The organism is Lysinibacillus sp. 54212 (assembly GCF_036662795.1).
Lineage (GTDB): Bacteria > Bacillota > Bacilli > Bacillales_A > Planococcaceae > Lysinibacillus_B.
In genome coordinates, this window is the sequence record NZ_JBAFWZ010000001.1 from 94887 (window position 1) to 120739 (window position 25853).

Annotated in this window: 22 protein-coding genes and 1 pseudogene; 18 read left to right on the forward strand and 5 right to left on the reverse strand. The window is 37.0% G+C overall.

Annotated elements, in window-relative coordinates:
* Positions 1-91: 91 nt before the first annotated feature.
* Positions 92-1252: an NO-inducible flavohemoprotein gene (gene hmpA / locus V4T18_RS00525; protein WP_332645369.1), complete on the reverse strand. Its 1161-nt coding sequence runs from the start codon at positions 1250-1252 to the stop codon at positions 92-94.
* Positions 1253-1434: 182 nt separating this feature from the next.
* Here hmpA and V4T18_RS00530 point away from each other — a divergent pair, with 182 nt between their 5' ends.
* The 10 genes from V4T18_RS00530 to V4T18_RS00575 all read left to right on the forward strand — a co-directional run bounded on the left by V4T18_RS00530 (position 1435) and on the right by V4T18_RS00575 (position 10990).
* Entirely contained in the window at positions 1435-1878 is a 444-nt protein-coding gene (locus V4T18_RS00530) for an Rrf2 family transcriptional regulator (protein ID WP_332645371.1), read from the forward strand.
* 127 nt (positions 1879-2005) lie between these two features.
* Positions 2006-2755 carry an SDR family NAD(P)-dependent oxidoreductase gene (locus tag V4T18_RS00535; protein WP_332645373.1) on the forward strand — a complete coding sequence of 250 codons (750 nt, stop codon included), beginning with the start codon at positions 2006-2008 and terminating at the stop codon, positions 2753-2755.
* A gap of 179 nt (positions 2756-2934) precedes the next feature.
* A complete protein-coding gene (locus V4T18_RS00540) occupies positions 2935-4131 on the forward strand; it encodes an argininosuccinate synthase (RefSeq protein WP_332645375.1) in 1197 nt (398 codons plus the stop codon).
* Positions 4132-4191: 60 nt separating this feature from the next.
* On the forward strand, positions 4192-5562 hold the full coding sequence (argH, locus tag V4T18_RS00545) for an argininosuccinate lyase (protein WP_332645376.1): 1371 nt from the start codon (positions 4192-4194) through the stop codon (positions 5560-5562).
* A 264-nt stretch (positions 5563-5826) separates the two neighbouring features.
* Positions 5827-6552 (forward strand): ABC transporter ATP-binding protein, encoded by a 726-nt coding sequence (locus V4T18_RS00550; protein ID WP_332645890.1) that lies wholly within the window; start codon positions 5827-5829, stop codon positions 6550-6552.
* Positions 6549-7559: an ABC transporter permease gene (locus V4T18_RS00555; protein WP_332645378.1), complete on the forward strand. Its 1011-nt coding sequence runs from the start codon at positions 6549-6551 to the stop codon at positions 7557-7559. Before V4T18_RS00550 ends, V4T18_RS00555 begins: the two co-directional genes overlap by 4 nt.
* A 152-nt stretch (positions 7560-7711) precedes the next feature.
* Positions 7712-8095 (forward strand): hypothetical protein, encoded by a 384-nt coding sequence (locus tag V4T18_RS00560; protein WP_332645379.1) that lies wholly within the window; start codon positions 7712-7714, stop codon positions 8093-8095.
* Positions 8096-8202: 107 nt separating this feature from the next.
* Positions 8203-8502 carry a DUF378 domain-containing protein gene (locus V4T18_RS00565; protein ID WP_332645382.1) on the forward strand — a complete coding sequence of 100 codons (300 nt, stop codon included), beginning with the start codon at positions 8203-8205 and terminating at the stop codon, positions 8500-8502.
* A 168-nt stretch (positions 8503-8670) separates the two neighbouring features.
* Positions 8671-10197, forward strand: a complete 1527-nt coding sequence (locus V4T18_RS00570) for a DEAD/DEAH box helicase (RefSeq protein WP_332645384.1) — start codon at positions 8671-8673, stop codon at positions 10195-10197.
* A gap of 22 nt (positions 10198-10219) precedes the next feature.
* Entirely contained in the window at positions 10220-10990 is a 771-nt protein-coding gene (locus tag V4T18_RS00575) for a YqhG family protein (protein ID WP_332645385.1), read from the forward strand.
* Between the two features lie 416 nt (positions 10991-11406).
* Here the strand turns inward: V4T18_RS00575 and V4T18_RS00580 are convergent, their stop codons facing one another.
* The 3 genes from V4T18_RS00580 to V4T18_RS00590 all read right to left on the reverse strand — a co-directional run bounded on the left by V4T18_RS00580 (position 11407) and on the right by V4T18_RS00590 (position 13388).
* On the reverse strand, positions 11407-12720 hold the full coding sequence (locus tag V4T18_RS00580) for a M48 family metallopeptidase (protein WP_332645387.1): 1314 nt from the start codon (positions 12718-12720) through the stop codon (positions 11407-11409).
* A gap of 170 nt (positions 12721-12890) precedes the next feature.
* Complete coding sequence (locus V4T18_RS00585; protein ID WP_332645389.1) at positions 12891-13058, reverse strand: hypothetical protein; 168 nt, start codon at positions 13056-13058, stop codon at positions 12891-12893.
* A 99-nt stretch (positions 13059-13157) separates the two neighbouring features.
* Positions 13158-13388, reverse strand: a complete 231-nt coding sequence (locus V4T18_RS00590; protein ID WP_332645390.1) for a hypothetical protein — start codon at positions 13386-13388, stop codon at positions 13158-13160.
* A 121-nt stretch (positions 13389-13509) separates the two neighbouring features.
* On the opposite strand from V4T18_RS00590, the gene V4T18_RS00595 reads away from it, so the two are divergent.
* The 6 genes from V4T18_RS00595 (at position 13510) to V4T18_RS00620 (ending at position 23763) form a co-directional block, all read left to right on the forward strand.
* Positions 13510-14232 carry a ZIP family metal transporter gene (locus V4T18_RS00595; protein ID WP_332645392.1) on the forward strand — a complete coding sequence of 241 codons (723 nt, stop codon included), beginning with the start codon at positions 13510-13512 and terminating at the stop codon, positions 14230-14232.
* Between the two features lie 48 nt (positions 14233-14280).
* Entirely contained in the window at positions 14281-14439 is a 159-nt protein-coding gene (locus V4T18_RS00600) for a hypothetical protein (protein ID WP_332645394.1), read from the forward strand.
* Positions 14440-14592: 153 nt separating this feature from the next.
* The gene (locus tag V4T18_RS00605) at positions 14593-15744 is read left to right on the forward strand and encodes a toxic anion resistance protein (RefSeq protein ID WP_332645396.1); all 1152 of its coding nucleotides are present in this window, start codon (positions 14593-14595) and stop codon (positions 15742-15744) included.
* Positions 15745-15877: 133 nt separating this feature from the next.
* The gene (locus V4T18_RS00610) at positions 15878-16639 is read left to right on the forward strand and encodes an alpha/beta hydrolase (RefSeq protein ID WP_332645398.1); all 762 of its coding nucleotides are present in this window, start codon (positions 15878-15880) and stop codon (positions 16637-16639) included.
* 498 nt (positions 16640-17137) lie between these two features.
* Complete coding sequence (locus V4T18_RS00615) at positions 17138-19240, forward strand: bifunctional metallophosphatase/5'-nucleotidase (RefSeq protein ID WP_332645401.1); 2103 nt, start codon at positions 17138-17140, stop codon at positions 19238-19240.
* A gap of 47 nt (positions 19241-19287) precedes the next feature.
* Positions 19288-23763, forward strand: a complete 4476-nt coding sequence (locus tag V4T18_RS00620; protein ID WP_332645403.1) for an endonuclease — start codon at positions 19288-19290, stop codon at positions 23761-23763.
* A gap of 60 nt (positions 23764-23823) precedes the next feature.
* Here V4T18_RS00620 and V4T18_RS00625 read toward each other — a convergent pair whose 3' ends face one another.
* Positions 23824-24198 (reverse strand): hypothetical protein, encoded by a 375-nt coding sequence (locus V4T18_RS00625; RefSeq protein WP_332645405.1) that lies wholly within the window; start codon positions 24196-24198, stop codon positions 23824-23826.
* 146 nt (positions 24199-24344) lie between these two features.
* Between V4T18_RS00625 and V4T18_RS00630 the strand changes: the two are divergent.
* Both V4T18_RS00630 and pcp read left to right on the forward strand, forming a co-directional pair.
* Positions 24345-25237, forward strand: a pseudogene (locus V4T18_RS00630) (DMT family transporter).
* A gap of 6 nt (positions 25238-25243) precedes the next feature.
* A complete protein-coding gene (gene pcp, locus V4T18_RS00635) occupies positions 25244-25834 on the forward strand; it encodes a pyroglutamyl-peptidase I (protein ID WP_332645892.1) in 591 nt (196 codons plus the stop codon).
* The last annotated feature ends 19 nt before the right edge of the window (positions 25835-25853 follow it).

The window sequence follows — 25853 nt, forward strand, 5'->3', positions numbered from 1 at the left end:
AGCCCCTCGGTCGAAAGCGGGGAAGATGCTTTCGTTTCGTATATTCCAGCGCTTATCATGGAAAAACGTGGTGCTGCTGCTTTTATTATTATTATTTTGCTGTAATAGTCATAGCTGGTCCGAAGAACTCGTAATGAATGTTTTCCCCAGGGACTTGTAGGTCCTTTAAAGCTGCAATTGTACATTCCATAAATGGTACTGGGCCACAAATATAGACATGGGCGCCTGGTTGTAGGAACGGAGCAATTTTTTCCTTTGTTAAATAGCCATCCTCGTCTGAATAAAAGAATGTGTGTTTTCCATTTAATGAAGCCATTTTTCTCGTTACTTCATCCCCTAATGCAACCACTTGCTTATTACGAGCACATTGAATAAATGCAACCAGACGATTGTTCTCGATGCTTTGTAGCATTGTGTTTAATGGTGTAACACCAATTCCGCCACTAATAAATAGAACAGGAGATTGGCCTTCTTCAAGTGTAAATACTCCTGCAGGTGCACTCACCTCAATCGTGTCACCAACATTCACATCATGATGTAAATAATTCGAAACCTTACCGATTGGCGTGTGATCGTCTTCGCGTTTAACAGAAATACGGTATTCATTTTCGTTGCTTGGCTGAGAAACAGTATACTGACGGTTTAAAGTATATTCTTCACCTGGAATTTTAACGCGAATGCCAATATATTGACCTGCTTTATATTCCGGTAATTTTTCGCCATCAACAGGTGCTAAATAAAAGGAAGATACGTTTTCGCTTTCTTGTTCTTTTTTTGTTACTTTAAATTTTTTAAAGAAGCGCCAGCCGCCATTTGACTCAGCTTCTTTATACAAGTCTTCCTCTACTTGAATGAAAATATCAGCAATCACACCATAGGCCTCTGCCCAAGCATCAATGATTTCTGGTGTTGCTGCATCACCTAGCACCTCTTTAATTGCGCGCAGTAAATGTTCCCCAACAATAGGATAATGCTCGGGTAATACGCCTAAGCTACGGTGTTTATGTGCGATAAGAATGACAGCAGGAACAATAGGCTCTAAATTGTCTATATGCTTCGCTGCTGCATAAACTGTGTTAGCTAAAGCTGTTTGTTGACGACCTTTTGCTTGATTTGCGTGGTTAAAGATGTTTAATAAGGTTGGATTTTCACCTAGCATGTTTTTGTAGAATGTTTTTGTAATTTCTAAACCATGAACCTCTAATACTGGAACTGTTGACTTAATGATATCAATTGTTTGTTGTTGTAACATATTGTCACGTCCTTTCTATGGCAAATATACATCCTCGTAAATTTTAAAGCAATATATAAAATACATCTTTAACAAATCGTTCACAAAACATGTATTTAAAATACATGTTAAAAATAATACACATTTTGTAGTTGACAGAGAAATCAATGCTATACTAATAAAGAGAAGGTTGGTGGACAGAAGTGCGCTTAACAGTATATACAGATTATTCTTTACGCGTTCTAATGTATTTATGTATTCGTGGAGAAAAGCATTTAGCAACAATTCAGGAAATAGCTGACACATATCAAATTTCTAAAAATCATTTGATGAAAGTAACATATGATCTTGGCCAACTTGGTTACATTGAAACAATTCGTGGGCGAGGTGGTGGCATTCGTCTTGCGATGGTACCAGAAGAAATTGTCATCGGCGATGTGGTACGAAAAACAGAAGAAGATTTTCATATTGTAGAATGTTTTAATGCTGAAAATAACTTATGTAAGATCTCTCCAGAATGTCAGTTGAAAAATGCATTGTATGAAGCATTACAAGCATATTTAGCTGTACTTGATAAATATACGTTAGCAGATGTAGTGCATTCGAAAAATGCTTTGTTAGAATTATTTGGAATAAAAGAGCCTTAGTGTATGGGAGACTCCCGTTATACTAAGGCTCTTATTTATGATTTTGAAAATTAAACTTCTAATGTTTCAATATGTTATATTAGTGTTGAAAAGCGAGTCCTAGTAGAAATGGAGGATATACATAGAGATGAATAAAAAAACAATATTTGTCACAGGAGCTACAAGTGGAATTGGCTTGAAAATCACTGAGCTATGCATAGAGAATGGCTATAGTGTATATGCAACAGGGAGAAACAATTCCTCATTAGAGACATTACAACGTATGGGAGCCCATGTAATCAAGGCGGATTTAAGAAAGGTAGAAGACATGGACCGGGTTGTTTCCCAACTGCCGCCTCTGGATGTTGTTGTGTTAAACGCTGGAGCAGGTGTCTTTGCAAACGCCTTTGATTTAACTGATGAAAATATTGATATGATGCTAGAGGTGAATGTAAAGGCACCTATTTACTTAACAAATCGTTTAGCACCTAAATTGATCGAACAAGGTCATGGACAGTTAATTTTTATTAGTTCACAGGCAGGTAAGGTGGCTACAAGAAAGGCGAGTGTGTATGCAGCAAGCAAGCATGCGGTGACAGGTTTTTTAAACGGACTAAGGCTAGAGCTAGCTCCTTATAACATTCACGTGACAGGAATATATCCCGGTCCTATTGATACACCATTTTTACAAAAGGCAGATGCGACGAATGCTTATCGTGAATCGATAAAACGATTTTTAATTACGCCAGAATATGTAGCAAAGGAAGTAATGAAAACAATCGATCGCCCGGTGCGAGAAGTAAATTTACCCCGAATTATGGGATTATCTTCGAAACTTTATGCAGTCGCACCCTCTCTTGTTGAAAAGCTAGGAAGTGGCTTTTTTAATAAAAAATAATACATGAGCGAGTAGATACGAAACGCGATAAAATTAGACTTTTTCAATCTATTGAAAAAGTCTAATTTTTTATAGAAATACACTTGTATTTATTTTTATTCCATGTTACTATTCGTGTATAAACTATTAATAATATGTATAAACATACATCATATGATTCATCGGAGGCAGGAAACGACATGGCAAACAAAAAAGTAGTACTTGCATATTCAGGCGGTCTTGATACATCTGTAGCAATTCCGTGGTTAAAAGAACAAGGTTGGGACGTAATCGCAGTATGTCTTGACGTGGGTGAAGGAAAAGACCTAGAGTTCATCAAAAACAAAGCACTTCAAGTAGGTGCGGTTGAATCGTACATGGTAGATGCGAAGGATGAATTCGCTGAAGATTATGCATTGATTTCTTTACAGGGTCACACATGGTATGAGCAAAAGTATCCTTTAGTATCAGCTCTTTCACGTCCATTAATCTCAAAAAAACTAGTAGAAATCGCAACTGAAGTAAATGCTGACGCTGTAGCGCACGGCTGTACGGGTAAAGGAAATGACCAAGTTCGTTTCGAAGTTTCGATTAAAGCATTAAATCCAAATTTAGAGGTATTAGCTCCTGTACGTGAGTGGGGCTGGAGCCGTGATGAAGAAATCGAATACGCAGCAAAACATGGTGTGCCAATCCCTGCAACAATCGATTCTCCATTCTCAATCGACCAAAACCTATGGGGTCGTGCAAACGAAGCGGGCGTAATGGAAGATCCATGGGTAGCACCACCAGAAGAAGCTTACGGCTTAACAGTTTCTGTAGAAAATGCACCAAACGAAGCAGAATATGTTGAAATCGAGTTCGTTGAAGGGAAGCCAGTTTCCTTAAATGGGACAGAAATGAAATTAGCTGATTTAATCCAAGAGTTAAATAAAATCGCTGGTGCACATGGCGTTGGACGTATTGACCACGTTGAAAACCGTTTAGTTGGTATCAAATCACGTGAAGTGTACGAAATTCCAGGTGCAAAAGTTCTATTAACTGCACATAAAGAATTAGAAGATATTACGCTTGTAAAAGAGCTTGCTCATTTCAAACCAATTATTGAGCACAAATTATCTGAAATCATTTATAACGGTTTATGGTTCAACCCAATCCGTACAGCACTAGAAGCATTCTTAAAAGAAACACAAAAGTATGTAAATGGAACAGTACGCGTGAAACTTTACAAAGGTCATGCAATTGTGGAAGGACGTAAATCTGCAAACTCTTTATACTCTGAAGAATTAGCAACTTACTCTAAACATGATAAGTTCAACCATGCTTCAGCGGTAGGTTTCATCGAATTATTCGGTATGCCAACGGTTGTAGCAGCAGAAGTATTAAAAAACAAATAAGTAATGAGGTGAGCGATTCGGAGGCCGAGTCGCTTCTTCTTTTAAATAGGAGTGTTAGCAATGGCAAAATTATGGGGCGGACGTTTCCAAAAATCAGCAGAGGCTTGGGTAGATGAATTTGGTGCGTCAATCGGTTTTGATCAGCAATTAGTAATGGAAGATATAGAAGGCTCAGTTGCACACGTTACAATGCTTGGTGCACAAGGGATCCTACCAGAGGAGGATGTAGCAAAAATAGTAGATGGCTTAGCACAATTAAAAGTAAAGGCAGAAGCAGGAGAGCTTGAATTTTCTGTTGCAAATGAAGATATTCATTTAAATTTAGAAAAAATGCTGATTGATTTAATCGGTCCTGTTGGTGGTAAATTGCATACAGGGCGTTCGCGTAACGACCAAGTAGCAACAGATATGCATCTGTTTTTAAAGAAACGAGTACCAGAAGTGATTGGTTTAGTCGAGGCTTTCCAACAAACGATAGTAGCGCAAGCGGAAAAACATGTTGAAACGATTGCACCAGGCTATACACACTTACAACGTGCGCAGCCAATTTCTTTTGCACATCATTTAATGGTGTATTTCTGGCAGCTACAACGCGATAAAGAGCGCTTCTCAGAGTCCATGAAACGTATCGATCTTTTACCTTTAGGTGCTGGTGCGATGGCAGGAACAACTTTCCCAATCGATCGTTTAAAATCAGCTGAATTACTAGGTTTTGCAGATGTTTACGCTAACTCAATGGATGCAGTATCGGACCGTGATTTTATCGTAGAGTTTTTATCAAACTCAGCACTACTGATGACGCATTTATCACGTTTTGCAGAGGAAATCATCATTTGGTCAACAGATGAGTTCAAATTTATTGAGTTAGACGATGCATTCTCCACAGGTTCATCGATTATGCCACAAAAGAAAAATCCAGATATGGCAGAGCTTATTCGCGGTAAAGCGGGACGCGCATTCGGTAATTTAATGAGCTTATTAACGGTATTAAAAGGTACACCATTAACGTACAACAAAGACATGCAGGAAGATAAAGAGGGCATGTTTGATACGATGGAAACAGTACTCGGCTCATTAAAGATCTTTGAAGGTATGGTTCGTACAATGACGGTCAACAAGGAACGACTACATGGAGCTGTTCATTCAGACTTCTCTAATGCTACTGAGCTTGCTGATTATTTGGCAACAAAAGGCATGCCATTCCGTGAGGCGCATGAAGTAACAGGTAAATTAGTATTTACTTGTATTCAAAAGGGTATCTATTTATTAGATTTACCACTTGAAGAAATGAAAAAAGAAAGTGTTCTTATTGAAGAAGACATTTATGATGTGCTGGCACCAGAGGCAGCTGTTCGTCGACGTAACTCACTTGGTGGTACAGGCTTCGAGCAAGTAAAAATTCAACTTGAAAAGGCAAAAGCTTGTTTGTGATCCACCCATTATAAAAATTGCCTCAATTAATGTTGAAAAGTGGAGAAAAGCATAATGCAGAAACACTTTACAACTATAGAAGGTCACATAGCCCATTCCCGAGATTTGATGCTTGGGATGGGTTTTTGTATTTTTTAAAATGTTAATTTGGAGTGAATGAAAGCATTCTTGCATAGAACAATTTTTGTCAAAGGATAATTGTTTCTTTTAACGAGCTAGCGTACAATTTTACTAGACTCAATATTGTGTATTAATGAAGGAGTGATGAAAATGGCGATTGAAATGATAAATGTAAGAAAAAGCTTTAAGCATAAAAGAGTGATTGCTCCGTTATCCTTACAAATTGAAAAGGGCAAAATTTTTGGTCTACTCGGTCCATCAGGTTGTGGTAAGACAACATTAATAAAAATGATCATAGGCATGTTACCTATTGACGAGGGTACGATAACAATACTTAATAATAAAATTCCACATTATGGGACGCTAAGGGATATTGGCTATATGGCTCAAAGTGATGCGTTATATACAGATTTAACAGGCGAAGAAAATCTTCATTTTTTTGCAAAGCTATATGGACTTTCTAAAAAAGCTCGAGCATCTCGAGTTGCATACGTAGCTGATTTAGTTAGTTTATCCCAGGACCTTAATGTAAAAGTTATCAACTATTCTGGGGGAATGAAGCGGCGGCTATCTTTAGCAATTGCGCTAATTCATAATCCAAAGCTACTAATTTTAGATGAGCCAACTGTTGGTATTGATCCTATTTTAAAAAAGCAAATTTGGCAGGAGCTTTTACGTATGAAGGAGGAGGAGCAAAAAACAATTCTTGTCACAACACATGCAATGGATGAGGCAGAGCAGTGTGACATTCTTGCCTTGCTTCGGAACGGATCAATCCTCGCTAAAGGTACGCCAGTTGAATTAAAGGCACAATTTCAAGCAAGTAATTTTGATGAAGTATTTATGAAGGCGGGAGGCGATCTCGTATGAGGGTTGTCGCTCTAGTAACGAGAATTACGCAGCAAATGATTCGTGATAAACGTACTTTAGCTTTATTATTCATCGCACCACTATTTGTTTTGTCGCTCATGTATTTTATATTTAATAGCAATGAAAGTAAATTGACCCTTGCTGTTTCGAATAGTCCGGCCAATGTAATGCAAAAGCTAGAGCAAACATCCTTATCAATTATAGAAGTAAAAGATTATTCAGAGAGCAAATTAAGGGATGACAATTTTGACGGCTGGCTTAATTTTCAAGAGCAAGGTATGCTACTTACGTTGTTAAATGATAACCCTTCCGCTGCCAAAGCTATTCAAACAACTGTTGCGAAGGCAATGCAGTCCCAAGCTAGCTTAATTAATGATATTAACTATATTTACGGTGATGAGAATACAGTCATTTTTGATGTTTTTAGCCCAATGCTCATAGGCTTTTTCGTATTTTTCTTTGTATTTTTAATTACAGGAATTTCTTTATTAAAGGAGCGAACTACTGGTACACTAGAACGTTTGTTAGCAACACCGATTAAGCGAAGTGAAATTGTGTTAGGCTATTTAATTGGATATGGATTTTTCGCGCTTATTCAGACTGTTGTCATCGTTTTGTATGGTATTTATATACTTGATATTGTTCATGTTGGCTCCATCTGGCTCGTATTACTGATCAATATATTAGTGGCAATTGTTGCCCTATCGCTCGGTGCATTACTGTCAAGCTTCGCAGGGTCCGAGTTTCAAATGATGCAGTTTATCCCGCTAGTCATTGTACCGCAAGTGTTCTTCTCTGGGCTATTCCCACTTGATAATATGGTAGATTGGCTGCAAAAACTCGGTCAGGTTATGCCACTTTATTATGCTGCCGATGCGTTAAATGGAGTTATGTATAAAGGACTTACAATTGGCGATATTGCTATAAACTTAGGTGTGCTAGTTAGTTTTGCATTTGTGTTTATTTTGTTGAATATTATTAGTTTGAAAAAATACAGATCAATATAGAGCTGAATTTGGAAGCATTTAGTATTACTGCAACTTCGTATGGTATTAAAATAAATACAGAAAACGAAAAATAAGTTGTATCCTAATCACCTGTATATTCTTTTGCATGAATGTAAATAGCTAAGAGGAAGAATGAAAAGGAGTATAAAATTATGGAACAGCATATTGATAAAATAGAAAGTTATTTAACAAGTTTAAAAGCTAAGCCAATGCCTCCAAATGCTGCTGCACTTGATTTTCGTTTAAAAATTGATCGTTTTGTTGATTCCTTTGACCTTGATCTGGTCTACATTGATCGTGAAGGAAAACAAATAAAGGATGATCAGCACGTACTTCTACATGTAATAGAAAATGGGTTTGAAGAGCGTTTACTTGAACGCGATTTTAAGGATGTTATTTTTGCTATCTTTCGCAAGCTTCATAATGATGGGCATAACCATTTTCCTTATCCTACATTTGTAACCTACATCGGGGACGAGGCGGTACGCTTTCATGTACAAACAGGAGAAATTACCTCCGTGAAAAATTTAGAATAAAGGTAACGTTGTAGTATTCATAAGCTATACTCGTATAAATCCCCCTTTTTTGTAAAAGATAATGGTGCGTTTTAACGCGAATTTACATGTAAAGGGGGGTGGATATTGTGGGCGTGTTATACAAAACAGCATTAGCTTTAGTTATAGTCGGTGCAATAAACTGGGGACTAATTGGATTTTTCCGATTTGATTTAGTTGCTACTTTATTTGGTGGACAAACTACAGCGCTATCAAGATTTGTATACGGATTGGTCGGTCTTAGTGGACTTGTATGTATTCCTTTACTATTTAAATCGATGTTTGATGCGGAAAGTAGCGAAGAATCAAATCTTACTGATTCTTATCGGAAAATGAATCCTCAAACAGAATTTTCTGAAGAAGAAAACTTCGAGGAATTTAAAAAGTAAATACAACCCCTTTTATTGAGAAAAATGGCGAACGTTTTTGTTCAGCCATTTTTTTAATTTGGAGCGCAGACTTTCCGTTCAAATTGCCAATTGTAACTAATCGATATTCTTAAACATAGCTTTTTCTTTTTTGGATACTCTAAGAGAAATTGTTGGGAGGTGACTGTAATGATTATTGAAAGATCATCCGAATGGAAAGAGGGATTTATTCAGCGGTTAGAAGAAAATGTCCCTTGGGATAATTGGACGCTTTACAATATGACTTACGAAGTGGAAAAAATGAATTTGATTCCAGAGTTTACGGGTTTACAATGCCCTAAAATCCTTTCCAACCTTTCACCATTACCACATCAATTGCAAGCTGCAGAAACAGTTATTGAAAGTATGAATGGAAAAGCAATTTTGGCTGACGAGGTTGGTCTTGGGAAAACAATTGAGGCTGGTCTCGTGTTAAAGGAATATTTGATACGAGGGCTCGTAAAAAAAGCACTCATTTTAGCACCAGCTTCACTTATAAATCAATGGGTTGATGAATTAAATAATAAATTTTTTATACCAGCGTATGCCTATAAAAAGAATACCCAAATTGACCAATATCAAATCATTGTCATGAGCATTGATACTGCGAAAAAAAGTCCTCATAAGGATCAAATTTACATGCAGGAATATGACATGATTATTATTGATGAGGCTCATAAGCTAAAAAATCATAAAACCCAAATTTACCAATTTGTCCAAAGCTTAAAGAAAAAGTTTTGTTTGCTGCTTACGGCTACGCCGATTCAAAACAATGTATTTGAATTGTTTTATTTAATTTCTTTATTAAAGCCGGGCCATCTAGGAAGCTTTGAGGCTTTTCAATCGGCATTTTCAGCAAGTAAGCATAGCTTAGAGCATGATGAGTTTTTAAAAGAGCTAGTTCATCAAGTTATGGTTCGAAACCGACGTCAGGATACAGGAATTGAATGGACGAATCGCTGCGTTCAAATGATACCTATTCGTTTTTCAGAAGAGGAGCAGCAAGTATATAACAAAATTCTTGAATTAAAGAATATTTCCTCTGTTTTTTCCGGGTCATTTTCAATGATTACACTAATAAAGGAAATGTGTAGTAGCAAAGAAGCGACATATTTAACGCTCAATAATATGCGCCAGAAAACTACCAATCAAGAGGAAATCCAATATATTGAAGGCGTTATTGAACAGCTTATGTCACTAGAAACAAATGCAAAGGCAGAAAAAACACTAGAAATAATACAACAAGCAAATGATAAAGTGCTAATTTTTACAGAATATCGTGCGACACAGGTGTACCTCCAATGGTATTTGCATACGAAAGGTATCACAAGTGTGACCTTTAACGGTAAATTTAGTAGGAGTAAGCGTGATTGGATGAAGCAGCTCTTCAAAGAAAAGGTGCAAGTGTTGATTGCAACTGAATCAGGGGGAGAAGGAATTAACCTTCAATTTTGCTCTCATGTAATCAATTATGACCTGCCATGGAATCCGATGAAGCTGGAGCAGCGAATTGGCCGAGTACATCGTTTAGGTCAGGAAAACGATGTGCATATATATAATTTAGCCATTCAACATACGATTGAAGAAAAGATCGTCAGCCTGTTAAGTGAGAAAATTGATGTGTTTGAAAAAGTAGTAGGTAAGCTAGATGCCATTTTATCAGAAAAATCAATTTAGCTAAGGACGGGGAGAGGCTATTATGTACCCACAACAAGTTCAACAATATTTACAAGCTTTTTTTACTGAAACGGCATGTGAGATTTTAGCTAATAATGGTCATTCTCTAACCGTTCAATTGACAATTGATATCGATAAGAGAATTATGAATCGTCCATTTTATTGGAAATATATTGAGAGTACGAATGGTGAGCCGAGCCCTATGCAGTTAACATTTATTACTGATCAACAATATGTGAAGAGGGGAATCGGCGGTGAAATTATTAATTATGGTTCACCGAGGCTTACTCAGCTGTTTCGAGTAACAAAAGAGCTAGGAGCAGTTGTACAAATGTTTGAAAGAGTAGAGCCGGGCAAAACTTTAACACCTTGGCTTTGTGTCAATTATAAAGTGTCGTATAAATGTGATCTTGCAAAAGAAACGTTGTATTCATTAGGCATCAATTTGATGACAGGTGAAATGGAGGATCGTTTTCATGAATCACTGCATACGGTTCATTTAACACCTAATATGCCTGAGGATGCCTATGCCCTTCCATACATCATAAAACCGTTGCGTGCACTGGAGCGATTAGATGAAACCGTTGAGGGGCTAATCAATCAGGATGACCATAGCTGGGCGAGTGCAGCCCAACATCGATTAAAAAAGGAGCTACGCATACTTGATTATTTTTACGAGGGTGTCGATGAGAAACCGGAATGCTATGAGATTGAAAAAGCAGCATTAGAGGAACGGTACACACCGAGGATTTGTCTTGATGTAGTGAGTGGAGGATTGTTTTATTTAAGTTAATCGTTATAAAAAGGGGACTATTTAATGAGCCTCCTTTTTTGATTAATTTCAAAGAGGGACTCTATTATTTCTGTTGTATGCATTAACTTATCCTCTTTTCAACTATTGCAGAACATCCTGAACAAAGCATTTTGGTAATTCTTACAGCCTGCTCGATTGTTCGTTCTCACATTAAAAAAATCAAGAATTCAGGTATGTATCAAATACCAACCTCTACCTTTAAGAAACCAAAAAAATTAAAGAGCGTCAGACCTTACTAATTTTATATTTGAAAATTAGTTTGTCGGCGCTCTGAAATGCTTTTTTTCTATTTATATTTTCACAATGAGATTTTTTCTCTAATAATGGAGCTATAACATAAACACATTTTTTTAACGATAATATGAGGCAAAAAGTCATCGTAGCCTACAAATTTTTTAATATTCTTTAAAGTTTAAAATATAGTCTGCGACATTGGTATGGCCGGAATTCTCAGCATAATGATAAGCATTATAGCCGTTAGCATCTCTTGCTGTTTTGTCTGCACCAAAAGCTAACAACAGCGTCACCAATTCCAAATCGCCATTTGAAGCGGCATCTATTAACGGTGTATAGCCGTATTCATCCCTTGTATTTGGATCTGCTCCTTTACGCAATAAACTAGAAGAGATTTGATAGTTGCTTTCCATTACGGCTAAATGTAGTGCTGTATACCCTTCACCACTTACTTCGTTTAGTGTTGTAGCATCTATTGGATTTAATAACACAAAATCGTAATCCCCGTCCACAGCAGCGAGCATTAAACTATTCATCGTTGTTCTATCATAAGTATACGGAGTTTCTTCGTTTATGCTCTCATCTTCTAACGGTAAATTTTCTTCTGCAAGTGAACTCACCATAACCGTCAAAAAAATAGCAAGGAAGAATAAAATAGTTAGTGACATTATGCTAGCAATTCCAATTATAGCTCCTCTATTGGAAGTTTTTATAGAAGGTGTTTTATCTTTCAGGAAAAAGTCGCTAATAGCATGAACACGTTTTGGTAAATTCGGATGAGTTGATAGAATTTCATCTAACCAACTAAACACACTTGTTTCTGTTTCAATTTGCTTCATAAATTCTATTTGATCTACCTGATTATATATTTGTGGTCCAATCGATAATATTACCAGTGCATTTTGGGCAGCTTCATAGGACTGACTGTAATAGGCACCAAAGCGATCACACGTAAATTCACAGGCACGAGAATAAGCATTATTTAAAAAAGGTATAATTAAGGCTGGCATTAATAGCCATCCAAATCCTATATGGCTACGTTTTATATGAGCAAATTCATGTGCTAAAATAAAGCACACCTCATCTTCTCCTTGTTCATCAATTATTGAAAAAACATCTGAATATAACACAACCATATTTTTTAAGCCAAATTTGGTGGCAAAGGCATTTAATATACCGCCAGATTGAATAACATAAATATCTGGTATCTGTGTTAACTTCATTCGATTGGAAATATTTTTGGCGTGCTCATAAAAGTGGGGAAATTGGTGCTCATTTATTTTAACACCGTTTTTTCGAATGTTAACGATAGCCAGATTATGCATCAACCAATAGAAACATAACATAGAAATGATGATAATAATTCCAAATAATGATATTACTGCAATCAAATAAATAAATCCACTGACGATGCATAAAATTATAAAGTATAATTTTTCTTTACTAATAACTAAATCTTCCTCATGAAATTCCATAGTATCACTCCATTATAAAATTATTCCAGTATTAATAATACAGATTAAATTTGAAAAAGGAATAAGGAAAAAGGATAAATAGTTATAAGTAATTATTCATAACTTTTAACTTTTGTATGATGTTTTTCTGCAAATAAAAACCTTGCGTTGCTGCAAGGAATAATCAATTTTTATGAAAATTGGTCGTTATTTTTACCAGTCTCAGCACTGCTGCCTTCATTTGACATAGCCGAGATTGATTTGTTGTAAGCGACAAGTATTACACCGATTTCTTCTGCCAAAGAATTAATTTTATCAAGTTGCTGTGAATCCAGCTCTGCATAATTTGACGTGTCCACTTTTTAACATCCTTTCTAATCATAAATGTTTATTACAAGTAGTATTGAGTAGATTACTTAATACAACTAAAGAAGCTAATTATTAGAGAGATTTTCCCTTTATTTATCTAACGGAGTTCCTCGCATAAGCCGCTCGAATTTATCCATTTCCTTATCACATTTCGGCTTGTATTTAAAAGGGTTTTTTTCGACTCCAAATTCCTCATTAGAGCTTGTTTTGATTCCGATAAGGGAGCTTTGGGTTGCTAAAGGGTCATCGATTAATTCTTCTTTTTTACCGTCTCGATGAGGGGTTGTTTCGGTATGCTGATGCTCTTGATTGCGCGGCATTTTATCATCTCCTTCTATTTTAATATGCAAGCTTAGAACGTAAATTATGCAAACAATTTATTGTTGATTTTGCAGAATAATTTCCTATTTTCAGCGTATTACTATTAAAAAGGAGTATATAATGTATTTAATAGGTTTCATTGGTTTTCTTGGTTCTACTATAGGCATCTCTATTGGTGGTATACTTGCAATGCTCGCTAGCGAGTTTAAGCAGGATATAGCCATGATTTATGCATTATGTAGTGGATTAATCATTGGGTTAATCGGTTTAGAAATAGTACCAGAAAGTTTACATCAGGGACAGTTCATACCGTTTATTATGGGGATACTAGCAGGTGGAATTTTATACGAGCTTATAGATCGAGTGTTCGATTCATTTGACATATTACATGTTAAAACAAATGGGGATGGTTATATTCGGACGGGGATTGTCCTAGCGATAAGTATAGCTATTCATAATTTTCCAATGGGTATGGCCTTTGGTGCCGGACAACATGGCATCATGCATAATTCAATTCTTCAAACGATACTTCTACATAATATACCCGAGGGAATTGCTCTTTTTACGCCATTTATTCTTGCTAAACTCAATTGGAAAGCCTTACTATTTTTCGCCGTTGTTATTTCTTTACCGATCGCATTTGGAGCCATTTTAGGAAGTATGATTGATATGTCTTATCCTAATCTTTGGTCAGTAGTGACGGGACTTGCCGTCGGGATTTTAACCTTTGTTACAATACAAGAAATCTTTGGAGCAGCGATTAAAAGGTCCTCGCTCCTTAGAAGTGTAATGATGGCCGGGATAGGTTTTAGTGTTATTTGGTTGTATTTGAATCTATTTTAGAATAGGCATTTTATCAAAAAATTATGTACAGAAGAGGAGTTGTATACAGTGCAAGTACCAATAAAAGCATTAGCAGATGCTGTTAATCAATTATCTGAACAGGAAGCAAAGCAATTATTAGTATCGATACTAATTGCAAAAAACTATAGCAATCAAGAAGTACTGCAGAAAGTACAGGAAATCATTGACGACCTTGTGAAACAATAACGGTGGGGTTTCACTACTCCATCTTTTTTTACGACCTCCTATAGACTGAATTTTCGTTCTTTTATGACGTTTTACAGATTGAAACTTTTGTCGGTTTATTTCGTATGTTAAAGTATGGATAGTGGCATATTGATTGAAATGGAGGACAACACAATGACAGAAATGAAAAATCCATTATTTGATGATTTAGACTCACGTCAGCAAGAACCGAATAATGAAATAGTAGAGTCTGAACCAAAGCAGCTTGTTTCGGTAGAGGAGCTATCACAAATTCGAAAACGTCAGTTAATGTTAAAGGAAGATCCGAATGTACTAGCTTTAGCAAGTAAAATTGATATAAAAAATCAGGTGGCAGTATTAGAGTTTGGTAAAGAAACGGCGAAAGGAATTTCAACTTTTTCCGATCGAATGCTTGCAACAATCAAATCGACAAATTTAGAAAAATCGAGTGCACTTTTAAATAATTTAAATAAAATCATGGATAGATTTGATCCGAAAGAATTTCTAGAAGAAGAGAAAAAGGGCGGCTTTTTAAAGCGAATGTTTTCGAGAAGTAAGGAACAGCTAGAGCGGATACTATCAAAATATGATTCTATGAGTAAGGAAGTCGATGCTGTTCATCGTGAAATTCAAAAGTATGAAGTAGAAATGAAACGAAATACCGTTGAGTTAGAGAACATGTACGATGAAAATTTAAACTATTTCCATTCCTTAAGTGAGCATGTAGCAGCAATTGAAGTCAAGGTTGAGGAATTAAATACGGAGTTGCCAGCTTTACAGGCACGCGCTAGTGAAGGGGATCAAGAGGCGATATTAGAGCTTGAAACCGTACAACGTTCGATTGAACTATTAGAGCAACGTCGATACGATTTAGAGATGGCACAGCAAGTAAGCTTCCAATCAGCGCCTCAAATACGTTTAATGCAGCAGGGGAATAATCATTTAATTGGGAAAATCAACTCGGCATTTGTAACGACGATTCCAATCTTTAAGCAAGGTTTAGTTCATGCTGTTACAATGCAACGCCAAAAGCTAGTTGCAAATTCAATGGCAGAGCTTGATAAACGAACAAATGAAATGCTCGTTAAAAACGCTGAAAATGTGCGTCAAAATTCTGTTAACATAGCTCGTATGGCAGGAGGACCAAGTATTACGATTGAGACAATTGAAACGACATGGCAAACGATCATGTCAGGTATTCAAGAAACAAAGCAAATCCAAGAGGAGACGATTCGTAACCGTGAAGAGGGCCGTAAGCGAATTGAAAAACTTCAGTTAGAATACGAAAAACTAAAAAGAATATAAGCTTATCGACGACTTTGCAGGAGATTTCTTGCAAAGTCTTTTCATTTTTCTCGAAAAATAATTTGCATAATAAAATAATGTATATTAAACTAATTGGAATTAAAGGTTTTTATAAAAGAAGGTTGTGAAAGATATGACACAGTTACATAAGGCTGCTAAAAATTACTTGAAAAAAGTAAATAATATTCCATCCTTAGCAACTATGACAGCACTTGAGGCTAGAGAGATGAGGGCAAAGCTACATCCTCCTAAAATTAAAATTGCTAGGCTGGCAAGTATCGATGATAAGGCCATAAGGGTTCGGGATGGCTCAAATATTCCCATTCGTATATACACACCAGAGGGGAACGGTCCATTTCCAATTGTTATTTACTATCATGGAGGGGGATGGGTCTTAAATGACTTAAATACATGTCACGAAAGCTGTTCATATCTTGCAAAGGAAACAAATTCGATTATCGTGTCAGTTGAGTATCGTTTAGCTCCAGAATATAAGTTTCCTGTTCCCCTTTATGATGCATATGATGCTTTTTTATGGGTAAGAGCTAATGTTGAAAATTTAGGTGGAGAGAAAGATTTAATTTCGGTGGCAGGGGATAGTGCAGGAGGAAATTTAGCGACGGCCGTTACACTTTTGGCGAAGAAAGAGCAACAAAAAATTGCTGCCCAAATTTTATTGTATCCTGTAACGGAGCTTTCTTATAATAGCGTCTCATATTCAACTTACGCTAATGGCTATGGACTAGATAAAGATGTTATGAAATGGTTTGGAAATTACTATATCCGACAGGAGGGAGATATATTTAACCCATTACTTGCACCACTTTTGGCAGATGTCCGAGAGCTACCTCCTGCATTTGTGCTTGTTGCAGAGAATGATGTGCTACGTGATTAGGGGATCGCCTACGCTAAAAAACTAGTGAAAAATGGTGTTATAGTTGAGCAGCATATAGCAACAGGAATGGTTCACAGTTTCTTTACTAAAAATGATTCATTTGAGGAGCAAATAAATCAAACAATTGATCAAATATCTTCTTTCTTAAAAAGGAATATCTATAGTACGAATCAAATAGCTAAATAAATAAGGCAGATGAAGGATTAAAACATGATAATTCTTCATCTGTCTTTTTGTTATATTTATGGGTATTACTATTTATGTTTGGGGGAAAGTAAAGAATAAAAATATCTAGTGTTTATTATAAAAGGTAATTCTATTTTACTAGATTCGAACAAAGGTTAATATACTTTATCTTAATATAACCTTCATTCTAATAAATTATTAAGTTCTTGTTAATAAATATTTACAAATTCCTAATATAGAATCGACATATATTTGATACGTTACATATATATATTAATGTAAGTTACTTTTAAAATATGAAAGGGGTACGACATGAAGAAGTATAAAAAGTATTTTAATGCAACGCTTGTCACAGCAGTGGCTGCAACAACCCTTGTTGTTGCACCGATATTGTCGGCAGCAAGTGCGAATTTTTCCGAAGTGGAACAGGTTGACAAGGATGTACTAGGTTTATCTAAACGGAAGATTTTGGGTGATTTTTCCGGTGTGACATCACCACAACTATCCGACCTGTACTACGGATCGATTGCAACCTTACTAAATGCTGAAATTAATGGAAAAGGCAATGGCCATTCATCAAATGGCAACAAAGGTAAAGGACCAAATAAAAATTTCACATTATCCTTAATGCACACTAATGATACACATGCGAATTTAGATAAAATAGCAAAAAAAGCCACAGCGGTAAATAATGTACGTGCTGAAAAACCAAAATCGCTCCTTATTAATGCAGGGGATGTATTTTCAGGCACTTTATATTTCAATGAGTATAAAGGACAAGCTGATCTTGAGTTTATGAATTTATTGGGCTATGACATTATGACATTTGGTAATCACGAATTTGATTTAGGTTCAAGTGCGGATGGTCATAAAGCTCTTGCTGATTTTATTAAAGGCGCCGAATTTGCCTTTGTAAGTTCAAATATTGATTTTTCAAAGGATAATAATTTAAAGGGCTTATATACTGATGAAATTTCAAGAAATCCTAAAAAAGGGAAAATTCATAATGGAACTGTAAAAGTGATAAATGGACAAAAAGTAGGTTTCTTTGGGCTAACAACAGCCGAGACGAAAGATATTTCAAGTCCAGGTGCTGTTCAGTTTGTGGATTATATCGAAGAAGCGAAAAAAACTGTAAGAGAATTTGAAAAAATGGGTGTTAATAAAATCGTTGCAGTAACTCATATTGGCTACGATGATAATCCAGCTTATGATAATGACCTTATGTTAGCAGAAAAGGTAGAAGGAATCGATGTTATCGTCGGCGGTCATAGCCATACGAAATTAGACAAGCCAGTTGTCGTCGCTAAAGACAGTACGCCGACAGTCATTGTGCAAGCTTATCAATACAATGATTTTTTAGGCACATTAGATGTTGAATTCAATAAGGATGGTGTTGTCGTAAATCATGAGGGCCAACTAATTGAAATTGGTAAGTTACCAGAAGATGAATACACAGCAAAGAGACTTGAGCCTTATAAAGCGAAAATAAAGGAAGTTTCAGAAAAGGAAGTTGGTGCTACGGCTACAGCAGCATTAGATAACCCACGTGATAGTGGAGATGTAACAAAGCCGAGTGTTCGTAAAAATGAAACTGCTCTAGGAAATGTTATTACAGATGGCATGCTCGCAAAAGCAAAGCATTATAACAGCAAAGTTATTATGGCCCTTCAAAATGGTGGCGGCATTCGCGCAGGCATCAATGAGGGACCAATTACAGTTGGTGAGGTTATTACAGTTCTACCATTCGGTAATACGTTAGCAACAATAGAATTAACAGGTGCTGAACTTAAAGCAACACTGGAACATAGTTTGAAGGATTATCCAAAGGAAAGTGGGGGCTTCTTACACGTTTCTGGGGCGAAAATAGAATTTGACTCAACCAAGCCTATGGGTCAGCGCGTTACAAAAATTTCATATGAAAACGGTGGTCAATTTACTGAAATCAATGAAACGGAGAAATACACAATCGCAACAAATGCTTTCACTGCAAAAGGTGGAGATGGTTTTGATATTTTGAAAAAAGCATACGAAGAAGGTCGGGTTACCGATTTAGGTCTCTCTGATTGGGAAAACTTTGCAGAGCATTTAACACGACTAATTACAGTTGAGCCAAAGGTAGAAGATCGTATTGTTGATATATCAAAAGAAAATCAGGAGATTATTGTTTTACAAGAAGACTTCTCTGGTACTCCAGATGCACCAAAAGTTTTTACTGGTAATGTAGTTGTAAATATAAATGATTTCAGCTTGTTAGCAAACGCTGAAATTCGAGGGAATTTAACAATCAAAGGAAATACGAACAATCTCTCTTTTGCCAATGTGAAAGTGACTGGCAATTTAGATCTTTCATCATTAGAAGTAGAAGCGCTTGATATAGACGGAATTACAGTGGATGGAGAAATAATCCTATAATTTGCAAATAAGTTGAATGTCACAAAATGTAAAGGAGAATTGTGAGGATGGGTAAATTAAATTGGAAAAGAACTTTCAATACCCTCTTATCAGCTAGTTTAGTAGCTAGCTTAATCGTACCAGCATTCCCTGCACAAATTTCTGCTGAAACAAAAGCCACTGATTTAATCATTTCAGAATATATTGAGGGAAGTAGCTTTAACAAGGCGATAGAAATTTATAATGGTACAGGTGCGACGGTTGATTTAAGTAGCTATTCTTTAGAGCTACATTCAAATGGAGCTATAGCTTCTAGCCAAAAAGTTCAATTGTCTGGGATGTTAGCAAGCGGAGATACTTTTGTTGCTCATCATAAGGACGCAAATGCAGCTATTAAGGCACAAGGAGATTTGCTGAATTCTACGGTCATTAACTTCAATGGTAATGATCCGATTGTTCTTCGAAAGGGCATTCAAATAATTGATTCAATTGGACAAGTAGGGTCAGATGCTGATTTTGGAAAAGATGTTACCCTAGTTCGTAAAAGTACTGTAACTACTGGAGATTCAATGATTAATGACGCATTTATTCGTGATAATGAATGGATTGTATATCCAATCGATACAACTGAACATATAGGAAAGCATACGATGAATGGTGATACTGACCCAGGTGAGCCTGAACAACCAACTGTCATCTCAATTGCTGATGCTCGTACAAAAGAGCTTGGAGAAACAGTTACAGTTAAAGGTGTTGTTGCAGCAAACTTAAAAAATACTATTTCCGTTCAAGATGAAACAGGTGGAATTGCAGTTCGTCCAACGAGTTTGAATGTATCTGTAGGGGATGAGGTTACCTTGACTGGTAAATTAGCGGATTACCAGGGGTTACTTCAATTAGACGGTTCAACAGTTGTTGTGAAGGGGGCGAATATTGGAGAACCTCTGGCTAAAATAGTGACAGGAGCAGCGGTAAATGAAAGTAATGAATCGCAGCTTGTGACAGTAGAAAATGTCACACTTTCACATGTAAATGTTGGAAGTGGTTGGGCAAACTATACGGCTGATGATGGTTCACAATTTATTGTTCGTGATGAAAAAGCATCACTCTCATCACTAGAGGTTGGAAAAACGTATGAATCTATTTCAGGGATTGTGCAGCAGTTTGGTAGTGATTATCAACTCATTCCTCGTTCAGAGTTAGATATTATTGTAGATAGTTCAATACTTCAGCCTGCTGCTGCTACACCAGGTAGTGGAACATTTGTCGGCAGTACATCCGTTACTTTAACAACATCAACAGCTGGAGCTGATATCTTCTACACTACAGACGGTACGGAGCCGACAGCACAAAGTACGAAATACACAGCACCAATAGCTATCAATGAAACAACAACACTGAAAGCAATTGTAGTCAAAGACGGTACGGCTAGCGAGGTGTCGACATTCGACTATACGATTACGGATGCCTTACAAATCCATGATCTTCAAGGGGAGGGGCATGCCACTCCGTTTAACAATCAAACTGTTGAGGGAATTGAAGGAATTGTAACGTATTCGTTTACGTTAAATAATTCGAATTATTATACAATTCAAACGCCAGATGCCCTTGCAGATAGCAACCCGAACACATCAGAAGCTATTCTGCTCTACAGCGGCAATAGGGCGTGGCCGATACAAGTAGGAGATTTAGTTTCTGTCACTGGTAAGGTAAGTGAATATGCTTATGATGGCTATAGTGACCGTAATACGACAGATTTAAAAACGACACAAATTAACGTTCGAGACGATCAAGGTGGAAAAGTTACGGTAAAACAAAGCGGTGTAGAATTACCGACACCGATCATCATTGATGAATCCAATATGTCACTCTCAAAAATTGATAGCGATAGGCTTACTGTATTTAATCCAGAGGTGGATGCGATTGATTTCTGGGAAAGTATTGAGGGCATGCGTGTTCAGGTTGGAAATGTGAAGGCTGTTGCACCACAAGAGCACGGCGATTTAATAACGGTTCTTGAAAGTGCACCAACAAACTCTCTTCACGGTGGTGTATTGTTCGAGGAAGGCAAGCAAAATGCGAATCGTATCCAATTCCGCCTAGAGCCGAATGGACCAGCGCGTGATTTTGAAGTAGCGACAGGAGATAAATTTAATGGTCCGATTCTGGGCATTGTAGGGTACTCTTATCAAAACTTTAAGATTTATGTCCCGCTTGATGAAATGAAACAGAAGCATGTGAAAGGTCAAGTAAAGCCAGAAGTGACAAAAATTGAGAAGGCAGAGGATAAACTAACGGTTGCTACCTACAATCTTGAAAACTTCTCAAATAATAAGACTGAAACATCCGATGATAAAGCGAAGAAGCTAGCTCGTGCAATTGCATCTGATATGGGAAGCCCTGATATTGTTGGTGTCACAGAAGTTCAAGATAATAACGGTGCACAGGCAGGGGATTCTAAAGCAGACCAAAGCTATGCTCGTTTAATTGCTGAGATTAAAGCGGCAGGTGGTGTTGAATACAAATTTGTCAACATTGACCCAGAAAACAATTCGGACGGCGGTGCACCAAATGCTAATATCCGTGTAGGCTTCTTATACAATCCTGAGCGCGTTGCATTAACTGAAGGCATTCCAGCTGGTGATGCAACGACAGCAGTAGATTATCAAGATGGAAAACTAACATTTAACCCAGGACGAATCCACCCTGCGAACCCAGCGTTTGATAGTAGCCGCAAGCCATTAGCAGCCCAATTCGAATTCCAAGGTGAAAGTGTTATTGTCATTGCGAACCACTGGAATTCAAAATCAGGTGACACTCCGTTATTCGGTGCAGCTCAACCACCAGTTTATAAAAGTGAAGCTCAGCGAAATGAAATTGCAAAAATTGTATATAATTTCGTAGGAAATATTAAAGAAAAAAATCCAGAAGCGAATATTGTTTCCTTAGGCGATTTTAACGATTTTCAATTTGCAGCTCCTCTGAAAATTCATGAGGGCGATCTTATGACAAATATGATCAATAAAGTAGAAACTTCAGATCGCTACACGTATTTATATCAAGGAAACTCTCAAGTGCTTGACCATATTTTAGTATCAAATAACCTCGCTCCTAAAACGATTGTAGATATACTGCACATTAATGCCGACTTTACTGATATGGCGGGCCGTGCAAGTGACCATGATCCTGTAATGGTACAAATTGATTTAAAGAAAGAAATCGTACCACCGATTGTAGCAGAAAAAGTATATCGAATTAAAAATACGATAACCAAAAAATTAACTTTTACAAAGCCGAGCGTTGAAGTGCACCTAGATGCCTCGTCTATCATTTCTGAAGGTATTTTGATTAAGGGTCACTACGCAGAGCTGCATGGTGAAGGATTCAAAGCGACAGATGTCACGATTAAACCGGATAATGCTGGTGCAATCCTTGACTTAAAAGGCACAGCTATCAAGAAATTGATCATTGATGGAAGCAACGTAAGTGAAGTAAGAGGCGCTGAAAATATTCAAAGCATCGAATTTATTAATGGTGCCGACGCAAGCAAGATAAAATTCACAAACACAAAAGGGGATCCCATTGCGGATCCTTCTTTTCCAATTAACAATCCTCCGACCCTAGTAAAGCCTTTTTCTAATACGACTGTTTCCGTAGGGGAAGAAATATCCTTCTTATTAACAGATTATTTTTCAGATAGCGATGGCGATGAGCTTACTTTTACATCAACATTAGGTGAAGTGAACGACAATCGACTGACATTAAAATTATCAGAAGGTAGTCATATTGTTGGTGTCACAGCCTTTGATGGTAAGGATAGTATGACAGCTAGCTTTAGTGTGACAGTGAAAAATGATACGATTGAGGATGATTACTACTCTAGTTCTCTCGGTAAGGAGGGGGCTGAGTTAAAGGCAGCGCTTCATGACATTATTTCAAATCAAAAACAGCTTTCCTATAATGAAGTTTGGAACGCTTTAAAAATAACGGATGAGGATCCAGTAAACACCAATAATGTCATCTTGTTTTACTCAGGAGAATCTCGTTCAAAGGATCGAAACGGCGGGAATGTAGGCGATTGGAACCGTGAACATACATGGGCGCAATCTCATGGCAGCTTTGGAACAAGTAAAGGACCAGGAACGGATATCCATCATCTACGCCCAACTGATATGAAAGTAAATAGTGCTAGAGGAAATTTAGATTTTGATATTGGGGGAAGTCCAGTTTCTGGATGCCGTGGCTGCTATAAGGATGGGGATTCCTTTGAGCCACCGGACCGCGTTAAAGGTGACGTAGCACGTATCCTATTTTATATGGCTACTCGTTATGAAAAAGGGGATATGGTGGATTTAGAGCTGAATGATAAGACGGGAAATGGAAGTGTACCTTATCATGGTAAACTTTCTGTACTCCTACAATGGCACAAGCAAGACCCAGTGGACAAATACGAGAAGCAGCGAAATGAAAAAATATATTCGATTCAAGGAAACCGAAATCCATTTATTGATCATCCGGAATGGGTTGAAAAAATCTGGAAATAAGTAAAGGCCTAGTTCACTGTACAAGCTGAACTAGGCTATAATTATGATTCTTTAAATCCTTTATTGATAAAAATGCTCATGCAATATTTTTGAATAGCCAAAGTTCCCCTTTGGACTATAGAGCCATTTTGGAATAATCTCCGCTAGCTCTACTTTAGAAATCGCTATGCCATCGTTGTTAAGTACTGCCGAAAAGGCTTGAATATACTGACTTAATGTTATCGATTCATGGAGCTGTAACTTTTGTTCAAACTGACGCGTCAAAACTCGTAATTTATGGAAAGTATCTTCATTCATATTCGTTGAAATAATAATTTGAAAAAGCTGATATTTATCGCTATCAAGCACTAATTTTTGTAATAGTTTTATATGAAAGGCTTGCATCTCTATTTTTTTTTCCATTGCTGCTAAACGTTCCTCTGTTGTTCTATACATGGCATACACCTCTCTTCATACCTTTTCTTTATCACTTTTTATTGTACCAAAAAATTATTATCGAATGTGAATATTGTATGATATAGTATTTCGAGTATGGAAGTATTATTTTTTATTTTTTGTTTGAGTTTTATAGGAGTGTTGGAATGAATCGTTTGAAAGGAATTGCAATGATCCTCATTGGTGCAATGTTTTGGGGTACGACAGGTCCAATGATGGAATGGTTGCTGCTTCATACACAAATGACCGCTACCTTTATGTTAGCCTTTCGTTTAGTTGTTGCAGGATCGTTATTGCTGCTTTTTTAAAGCTAGCAGGAAAAAATATATGGGCTATTTGGAAGCTTGCCGCATGGAGAAATCAACTATTAATCTTTAGTATAATAGGTATGCTTGGACTACAGTATACATTCGTAAAAACAATAGAAGAAAGTAATGCTATTGTAGCTACATTACTTCAATTTTTAGCACCAATTTTTATCGTAGTCTATGTTTCATGGATTCAGAAAAAGCGCCCGCCAAAAACTCAGGTCATAGGAATTGCAGGTACTTTAATCGGACTATTTTTACTATTATCTAATGGTTCGTTTACATCTCTTGTGGTTAGTAAATCCGCTCTATTATGGGGTATTGCTCTAGGTTTTACGTATGCATTTTATACACTATATCCAGCACGATTAATGCAAGAATGGGGTGTGCTAATCGTCGTCTCGTGGGGGCTGTTGCTGAGTGGTCTGGAGCTAGCAATTATCGGGCGAATTTGGGCAAGTAATGAATGGGGATTATTAGTACAATCGGATGTTATCCTTATGATTACAGGACTCGTTATTTTTGGCACTGTAGCGTTTGTGTTGTTTTTAAGCAGCATGAAATATATTACTGCCGTAGAAACAAGTGTACTATCTAGCTTTGAACCGTTAACAACAGCGGTAATTTCATCGATTTGGTTAGGTTCCAGTCTTCAAAGTGTGCAGTTGATGGGAATGGTTTTAATGCTAGCTTTTGTTGCTTACTTATCGATAGCAGAAAAGAAGGGATAGGTTATGATGAAAAAAGTATTATTAACAGGCTTCGAGCCATTTTTACAGTTTCCTAAAAACCCAACAGAAGAAGTAGTAAAGGCGCTTGATGGGAAAGGGATAGGTAATTATATGGTTGTTAGTAGGGTGCTTCCAGTAACGTTTCAGCAGGCTGGTGATCTTCTTTTACAATTGATTGAAGATGAAAAGCCCGATGCGATCGTTCTTCTTGGTCTTGCTGCTGGGCGATCAAAAATTACGCCAGAGCGTATTGCCATAAATGTGAAGGATGGAGAGAAGGATAATAATGGTATTGCTTTTGAAGACGATCCTATCGAGATGAATGGAGAAGACGGTTATTTCTCTACGCTACCAATTCGTGACATGGTTCGTTCATTAAAGGCGGCAGGCTATCCAGCAGAGGTTTCGAATAGTGCTGGTACATATGTTTGTAACTATATTATGTATAATGCACTTCATCATTTAGACAGACAAATCCCAGCAGGCTTTATACATATTCCGGCTAGTCATGAGCTAGCGATCCTGCACGGAAAAGTCCCTAGCTGGTCGCAGCAGGATTTAAATAAAGCCGTAGAAATCTGTATTGAGTGCTTGTAACTTACAAAATATTTGCAGA